The organism is Synechococcus sp. R6-10, assembly GCF_047461815.1.
In the GTDB taxonomy this organism is placed as follows: Bacteria; Cyanobacteriota; Cyanobacteriia; order Thermostichales; family Thermostichaceae; genus Thermostichus.
This window is the reverse complement of the sequence record NZ_JANSHW010000172.1, coordinates 1-7,364: the sequence shown is the minus strand read 5'-3', so window position 1 is coordinate 7,364 and position 7,364 is coordinate 1. Positions and strand designations below refer to the sequence as shown.

7 protein-coding genes are annotated in these 7,364 nt (G+C 59.3%); 3 read left to right on the top strand and 4 right to left on the bottom strand.

Going from position 1 to position 7,364, the window contains the following annotated elements; all coding sequences use genetic code 11:
• Positions 1-254: 254 nt before the first annotated feature.
• On the top strand, positions 255-938 hold the full coding sequence (locus tag NW837_RS05585; RefSeq protein ID WP_011433876.1) for a DUF2232 domain-containing protein: 684 nt from the start codon (positions 255-257) through the stop codon (positions 936-938).
• Positions 939-1,156: 218 nt separating this feature from the next.
• Entirely contained in the window at positions 1,157-1,396 is a 240-nt protein-coding gene (locus tag NW837_RS05580; protein WP_011433877.1) for a DNA-directed RNA polymerase subunit omega, read from the top strand.
• 96 nt (positions 1,397-1,492) lie between these two features.
• Here the strand turns inward: NW837_RS05580 and NW837_RS05575 are convergent, their stop codons facing one another.
• The 4 genes from NW837_RS05575 to NW837_RS05560 form a co-directional block, all read right to left on the bottom strand.
• A complete protein-coding gene (locus tag NW837_RS05575; RefSeq protein ID WP_414329724.1) occupies positions 1,493-3,349 on the bottom strand; it encodes a mechanosensitive ion channel family protein in 1,857 nt (618 codons plus the stop codon).
• Between the two features lie 39 nt (positions 3,350-3,388).
• Entirely contained in the window at positions 3,389-4,507 is a 1,119-nt protein-coding gene (gene cax / locus NW837_RS05570) for a calcium/proton exchanger (RefSeq protein ID WP_414329726.1), read from the bottom strand.
• 210 nt (positions 4,508-4,717) lie between these two features.
• Positions 4,718-5,488: a hypothetical protein gene (locus NW837_RS05565; RefSeq protein ID WP_414329723.1), complete on the bottom strand. Its 771-nt coding sequence runs from the start codon at positions 5,486-5,488 to the stop codon at positions 4,718-4,720.
• Positions 5,489-5,656: 168 nt separating this feature from the next.
• Positions 5,657-6,601 carry a PLP-dependent cysteine synthase family protein gene (locus tag NW837_RS05560; RefSeq protein ID WP_414329721.1) on the bottom strand — a complete coding sequence of 315 codons (945 nt, stop codon included), beginning with the start codon at positions 6,599-6,601 and terminating at the stop codon, positions 5,657-5,659.
• A 172-nt stretch (positions 6,602-6,773) separates the two neighbouring features.
• On the opposite strand from NW837_RS05560, the gene NW837_RS05555 reads away from it, so the two are divergent.
• Positions 6,774-7,364 (top strand): cob(I)yrinic acid a,c-diamide adenosyltransferase (locus NW837_RS05555; RefSeq protein WP_414329720.1); only part of this gene is annotated, 591 nt, incomplete at its 3' end.

Here is a 7,364-nt window from a genome sequence, read left to right as displayed (position 1 = left end):
AACCGTTGATGCCCACCCGCACTGCCATAGCATTGACCATAGACTTGTCCAGAAGGGATCCCGCTCTCTCAGGGCAAATCCCGCCTCAACTTTATCAGAACGCCCTAGTCGTTTCAAGACAAGTTGATGGGTAGGGTCAGGAGAGACTGGCCGATGGGGGTCGGTTTGCAGTCCAAATCCACACCTCCAAGCAACAATTGCGCCCAGCCCGGCAACCGGTGGCCTAAGCTGGGAAAAGTTGTGCTTTTCTGGATGTGCCCCCGCCGCCTCAGCCTTCTGTGCAGGATGACTTTCCTCCCTTACCCCCCCCACCTCCCCGTTCTCCGGCTTTGAGGGTGGTGGAAACGGCTTTTTTGGCCAGTACCGCGGCCTTGATCTGGATCCTGAGCTACACGCCGCTGGCCCCCTTTATACGTCTGTTTTTCCCCATCCCGGTGGCGCTGGCGGTGATGCGCTGGGATCCCCGCACAGGGGCAATGGCCCTGGTGGTCTCCGGCCTGTTGCTGACGGTGCTGATAGGGCCCACGCGCAGCATTCTCTATGTCATTCCCTATGGTCTGCTGGGCTATTGGTGTGCCCGCCTGTGGCAGCAGCGTCTTTCCTGGTACGTCTCGGTGGTGAGCGGGGCTGTGCTCAGCGCCCTGGGCTTGATCTTTCAGTTGGTGCTTTCCTCCCTACTGGTGGGGGAAAACCTCTGGATCTACGTAACCATTCAACTTACCGGCCTAACCAACTGGCTCCTGGATGTGTCCCTCAGCCGATGGGGCGTCTACTGGGTGGCAGAACCCTGGATGGTTCAGGTGGTGGTGGTGGGATTTATTGCCTTCAATTCCCTCATCTACGTATTCACGGTGCATTTGGTGGCCGCCCTGGTGATGGAGCACTTTCGTTGCCCGCTGCCACCCCCGCCGAAGTGGGTACAGTTTTTGCTGGATTAGCAGCCCCTGTGAGTTGTACAAGAGCAGAGCAAGCTGCTCTACAAATGAGTTCTTGACAAATCTTGACAAGTGAGTTCTTGGCAAAAGTCCCACCCTATTGCCATGCAACGCTACAGGAATGCAAGAACTGGAAGGTTCTCTGCTAGGATCGCGGTAGCGGGACGGAGTCTCGTTGGCATCCTGGTGGCAACAAGATATCAAGATTTAAGACTGCGATTATGGCTTCCCGCAAGAATCAACTGGCTATTGACAATGACGAGCTGATGCGTCGGGTAGAGGCTCTGATCAACGCTTCCAAAAATCGCTATCGCATCACGGTACAGGTGGCCAACCGCGCCAAGCGCCGCCGCTACGAGGATCCGGATGATATAGAAGATGGCTGGATGAAGCCAATCCGCCGCGCTGTCATCGAAATGTCGGATGAACTGACTGAGCCGGAAATCATCGGCGATGAGTAGTCACTAGACTTGCGGCCTGCTGGCGCGACCGCCCTGTTGAAACTGCTAGCCGGCTGAGCGGCTAAGGGTAGAAGCTTTCGGCAGCCGCCTATTTTGTCAATTTGTCAAGTCGTTTGCAACGGGATCCCTTTCCCGCAGGCGAGCCTCGAGCCGCGATTCCATTAGGTGCAGCAGGCGGTGGGTCTCCTCTGGGCTGAGACCCTGGATGCGCATCTCCAAGGGGCTGTGGAACCAGAGGGTCTGCTGTGGGAAAGGAATCTGGATCCCTGCTTGATCGAAGGCGTGCTTGAGGCGACGGCGGTATTCCCGCGCCACCCTCCACTGCTGCAGAGGCTGCACCTTGATCCAAATGCGCAGCGTGATCCCCCGCTCCCCCAGATCATCGACACCGTGCATTTCGGGGGGCTCGAGGATTTTTTCCCGCCAAGCTGGCTCCCGGTACATCTGCAGAGCCACCTGCTCGGTGATGCGTATTGCCTGTTCCAGATCGTTTTCATAGGCGATCACAATCCCCAGATCCACCCGTGACCAGCCGTTGGAGAGGTTTTCCACCACCCGGATGGCACTGTTGGGAATGGAGATCAAGCTGCCTTCGGTGTTGCGCAACTGGGTTAGCCGCAGATCCATGTGTTCCACAAGGCCGCCCCGCCCGTCCACCACGATCACATCCCCTTCGGCAAATTGATCTTCAATTAAAATCAACAGCCCATTGATCACATCTTTAATCAGATCCTGAGCAGCCAGGGAAATCCCCAGCCCAATAAAGCCTAGGCTGGCCACTAAGGGGCCAATATTGACCCCCACCGAGGCCAGGCCAGCCAGGGATCCAAGCAAAACCAGGGTAGTGGCTGCAGCTCCTTTAGAGACGCTGGCAAAGGTGCTGAGGCGTTTGCTGAGGCGATAGGTGGGGGCATTTTGCCACTGTTCTTGGCGCAGGGCAGCAAAGAGGTTATCCAGCACTAGTCCACTCAGCCAGACACTGCCATAGGTGGCCAGACCCACCCCTACCAACCGCAACAGAGGGCCGCGCAGCGAAACCAGGAAAAACGTTTGCAGGGGTCGCGTTTGCGGGAAAAGGCCCAAGCTCACCCCAACTCCGCCCACCCACAGGCCAATTTGCACCAGGCGCAGCAGGCGAATTTGCAGCTCCAAGTAGGATTCCTGCCGTTTGCGTCCGGCCTGTTGTTCGACCAAGACGGGATCCACGCCCGGCTGCTCTTCCCCCGCTAGGCGCTCCTGAATCTCTGCTTGGATGGCCTGGTATTCCGTCTGCAGGGCATCGCGTTTTTGCTGCAGCCGTCGCCGTTCTCGCTGACAAAGCTGGCTCAGGCTGCCCGCCACGGCCAAGATGCCGAGGGCAATCACCGCTTGGCGGCGCAAAAATTGAGGCTGCCGCTCCCGTTGCGAAGTGCGCAGCGCTTCCTCGACAATGCCGGCTACCTGCTCAGCCCAGTCCATGGGTTGGGCGCCCTGGAATTGAGCATCGAGGGAGGTGATGGTTAGCAAATGTCGCCCATTCACCCGGATAACAGGCTGGTTGGTCTGGCCGTCCAGGGTGACTTCAACCTGCAGCGCCTCTGGATCGAATCCGGCGCTGGCCAACTGGTGCAGGGTTTGTTCAATGGAGCGCACCCGCTGCGACACCGGAGGCAGGCTGCCGGGATCCCCCTGGGGAGCAGTAACCACAAACAAATGCCGCCCATCCAGCGTCACGGCCTCCGCCTGGACAGAGGAGGTGGGGAGGCTAAGCGCTTGCCGCAGCTCTTCTAGGGCATCCAAACGGTTGAGCAAAGGCAGGTTGGAGGTGGTGCCGTTGTTTTCGGCAGCTTCCTGCCCCCATGCGGGCCCGCCTATGGGGGATAGGGCAAAAGATGCACCGAAAAGGAGAGGCCACAACAGGGATCCCGTTTTCCCCGGCTTCGGCTTGTCTACCGATCGCAGTTTGTGCAGCATGAGCCGTTCGCGTCAGCGGTGCGAAGCACTTGAACAACCTCACTCCAGAAAGAAGAAAGCAATCCCGAGGATGGCATAGGTGGCCAAGAGCAGTAGCCCTTCCAGCCAGTTGGATCGCCCATCGCTGCTAACGGAATTGATCAGCAGCACTGAGACGGCAATGGCCACCAACTCTACCATGCCGAAGTTGAAGTTCATGGGCTGATGCAGCACATCCCCGGCCAGCACCAGCAGAGGTGCCACAAACAGGGCAATTTGCATCGTCGAGCCCAGCGCCACCGAGAAGGAGAGATCCATCTTGTCTTTCATGGCCACCGTGATCGCCGTCGCATGCTCTGCCGCGTTGCCGATGATCGGCAACAAAATCACCCCCATAAACAGCGGCGTCATGTGAAAGTGTTCCAGCGTATCCTCTAGAGTGCTCACCAACAGTTCCGACTCCAGCGCCACCAACACCGTCAACCCCAAGAGGGCCAGCACCCAAAACCCCAAACCGGCTCCCTCGGGCGGAGCCGTCAACACCTGGGGAATGGATCCTTCCGCCTGCAAAACCGGATTGGGGGCCAGGCGATTGGCCGCCTCATCTTCTGCGGCTTCCGCTTCGTGAAGGGTGTAGAGGTAGCTGTGGGTTTTGAGGGAAAACAGCAAAGTAAGACCGTAAACCCCGATCAGCACCAGGGCTACCGCCGTGGATAGCTCTTGGATGGAGATCTCCCCCAAGTTGGCATCGGCATAGGTGACCACGCTGGGCAAGATCAAGGCCACCACCGCCAGGTTCATCACCGAGGCATTCATGCGGGCCACCTCGGGTCGAAAGCTCTGCTCCCGAAACTTGATCCCGCCCAAAAACATGGCCAAGCCGGCCACCAGGAGCAGGTTGCTGATGATCGCGCCGGTGATGGAGGCTTTCACCACATCCACCAACCCCGCCCGCAGTGCCACCAAGCCGATGATTAACTCCGCCGCATTGCCAAAGGTGGCGTTGATCAGCCCCCCGACTGTCGGCCCTGTCAAGGCTGCAATCTCTTCCGTGGCCTGACCCATAAACTTCGCCAAGGCCACCACCGCCAAAGCCGCACAGAGGAAGACCAGGTTGGGATCCCAGCCCCGGAAGTGCCCCACCCAAGATAGGGGAACCCCCAACAGCAGCAGGAACATTATGCTGTTCAGACCTCTCTGCCAACCTGCCGCAGAGCGATCCGGCGAAACCAAAGGATTTGCGTTAGCCAGGGTCATGGTTCACAAGGGGAGAAAAGGTAGCGACGATGGAGGCTGTTTGGGTTTCGGGGAGCCAGATCCCCCATGGCCAGGAGTGACCATCTCCAAGAGTCTAACGGCTGCGAGGGGAGGTTGGATAGGTGCTGCTGGCTAGAGGGAGATAACCCGGTTGCGCTGCAACTGCCGGGCGATCTCGGCTCCCAATTGATCGGACAGATGCTGGGGATCGGCGATTTTCAAAAAACTGCTGCCCTCTACCTCAAAGGGAAAGGATCCCTCGATGCCGTCGCGGGGGAGTTGTACCAGCAGCAATTGTTCAGGGCGCTTCGATTGCAGGGCATAGCCCAACTCCAGACAGACCTGGGGGCTGGGTAGGGGACGCCCCCGGCCATTCACCTGCACAGGGGTTACATCGGCCACCACCAGCAGCGCGTGCTTGAGCTTGCGAATCAAGGCCGCATCGATGAGCGGGGTCTCAGCCTCAGCGGGAAGGGATCCCTGAAGCTGTAGGGGCACAACCGGCCCGTGGTTGCGATTGAGGGTCTCTACCACGGCTTGCAATGCCCGGTGCAGAGTGGCGCTGGAGTCGGGGTAATCCGATTGGCCGCAGAAGTAGATGACCGGCTCGGTCATGTTCAGGGTGGCCCGCTTATTAAAGTAGATCTCACGGCTGATCAAATCGAGGTTGGAGATGCTGTAGGCACCGCTGCCCTCGATGTAAAACTCCACCAGCTCTCCTTCCAGGTAGCGCTGCCACCATACGGAAGCCTTCACCTGCTCCACATCGTCGAGAAAGTCGGCCCGCATCGCCGTTTTCAAGAGGCCGGTACGGCTTAGGCGCAGGTCGGGGGCCCTCTGTTGGACTTGAGAAGCAGACAACACCGAATCCAAATACCAGGCTTTCAGGACGATGATCGCCATGGGATCCCTCTGCGCTCAGCCTTAAAGGTACGTGACATACTCCCACACTCATGCTGACGCAAAGCGCTCCGCGCCGCCAAAGCGAGAGAGTGCAGGCTTCAAGGACTCCGTCCCGCTGACAGGAAGAGTGGCCCGCGCCCTGTCCGCAGGACGAGCGCCGGGAGGATGTCACTCCTCTGTCCAGAAACGCTCGGAAAGATATTTGTCAGCCCCGTCGCAAAAGATGGTCACCACCACTCCAGAGGAGAGCTGACGGGCCACCTCTAGGGCTGCCACCACATTGGCGCCGGCAGAGATGCCCACCAGCAGGCCTTCTTCCAACGCCAAGCGCTTGACCATTTTCTGGGCTGCTTCTGTGGAGATCTCAATGTGCTGGTCAGGCAGGGTGGGATCGTAAATCTCGGGTTTTAGAGCTGTGGCCATGTGCTTGAGCCCTTCCAGGCCATGGAAGGGAGAGTCGGGCTGCATGGCAATGATTTGGATGCCCGGGCGATACTCTCGCAGGCGCCGCCCCACCCCCATACAGGTGCCGCTGGTGCCTAGCCCGGTAACAAAATGGGTGACCTGCCCCTGGGTTTGCTCCCAAATCTCCACCCCAGTGGTTTCGTAGTGGGCTTGCCAGTTGGCGGGGTTGCTGTACTGGTCAGGGTAGAAATAAAGCTCGGGGTTTTCCGCATAGAGGGCGCGGGCTTTCTCGATGGCCCCATCGGATCCCAGAGCGGGATCCGTCAGAACCAAGTCCACGCCGTAGGCAGCCAGGATCTTCTTGCGCTCTGGGCTGGCGTTGGCGGGAAGGGCCAGCTTGACTTTGTAGCCCAAGGCCGCCCCGATCCAGGCATAGGCGATGCCGGTGTTACCGCTGGTAGCATCCAGGATGATCTTGCCGGGGGTGAGCTTGCCCTGGCGTTCGCCAGCGCGAATCATGTTGAGGGCCGGGCGATCCTTGACTGAACCCCCAGGGTTGTACCACTCTGCCTTGCCATATACCCGTACCGATTCCGGCAAATCGGCAGCAACCCGCCGCAGACGGATCAGCGGTGTTCCCCCCACCAGCTCAATAGGGCTATCCACAGCAGGGAGCAACGGGCGAGAAGAAAATGCAGTCGGATACAAGGGGGATCCCTCGCTAGACAGGCATCGGCTGGACAACCATTGCTCATCTTACCCCGGTCTTTCCGGCCTCTTGGGAGCTTTTTAGTTTCCCCCTCCTGCCCAAGTTCTGGCTAGGCTCTAAGATGGGGGTAGAAAAGTGGGATTTTCCCACAGCAGGATGACGCGGAGGGGCATGGCAGAAATTGGGATTGTGACTGCCCAGCAGTTTGATCGGCGACGGGGCCAGATCCATGTCTACGACGGCGAGGGCAAAGGCAAGTCCCAGGCGGCCCTAGGGGTTGTGCTGCGTTCCATTGGCTTGGGGATCGAAAAGGCGGCCCCCAGCCGGGTGTTGCTGGTGCGGTTTCTCAAGGGGCCAGGCCGAACCTATGCTGAGGATGCGGCCATTGCGGCTCTGCAGCGAGGCTTCCCCCATCTCATCGATCAATTGCGCACCGGGCGGGGAGAGTTTTTCGGCCCAGATGAGATCACCAAGTTTGACCGTCAGGAGGCCCGCCGCGGTTGGGATGTGGCCAAAGGGGCTTTGGCGTCGGGGTTTTACTCGGTGGTGGTGCTGGATGAGCTCAACCCGGTGCTGGATCTGGGCCTGTTGCCTGTGGAGGAGGTGGTCAGTACCCTCAAGCAAAAGCCGGAGGCCATGGAGGTGATCATCACCGGGCGCGGCGCTCCCAAGGAAATTATCGACCTGGCGGATTTGCACTCGGAAATGCGCAGTGTCCGGCGGGCGACGGATCCCCAAAACGGCCAACCCCCTTGCAGCGGC

Coding starts and splice junctions, on each gene's coding strand:
- NW837_RS05580 (WP_011433877.1), top strand. CDS start 1,157: ATGGCTTCCCGCAAGAATCAACTGGCTATTGACAATGACGAGCTGATG.
- NW837_RS05575 (WP_414329724.1), bottom strand. CDS start 3,349: ATGCTGCACAAACTGCGATCGGTAGACAAGCCGAAGCCGGGGAAAACG.
- cax (WP_414329726.1), bottom strand. CDS start 4,507: ATGTTCCTGCTGCTGTTGGGGGTTCCCCTATCTTGGGTGGGGCACTTC.
- NW837_RS05565 (WP_414329723.1), bottom strand. CDS start 5,488: ATGGCGATCATCGTCCTGAAAGCCTGGTATTTGGATTCGGTGTTGTCT.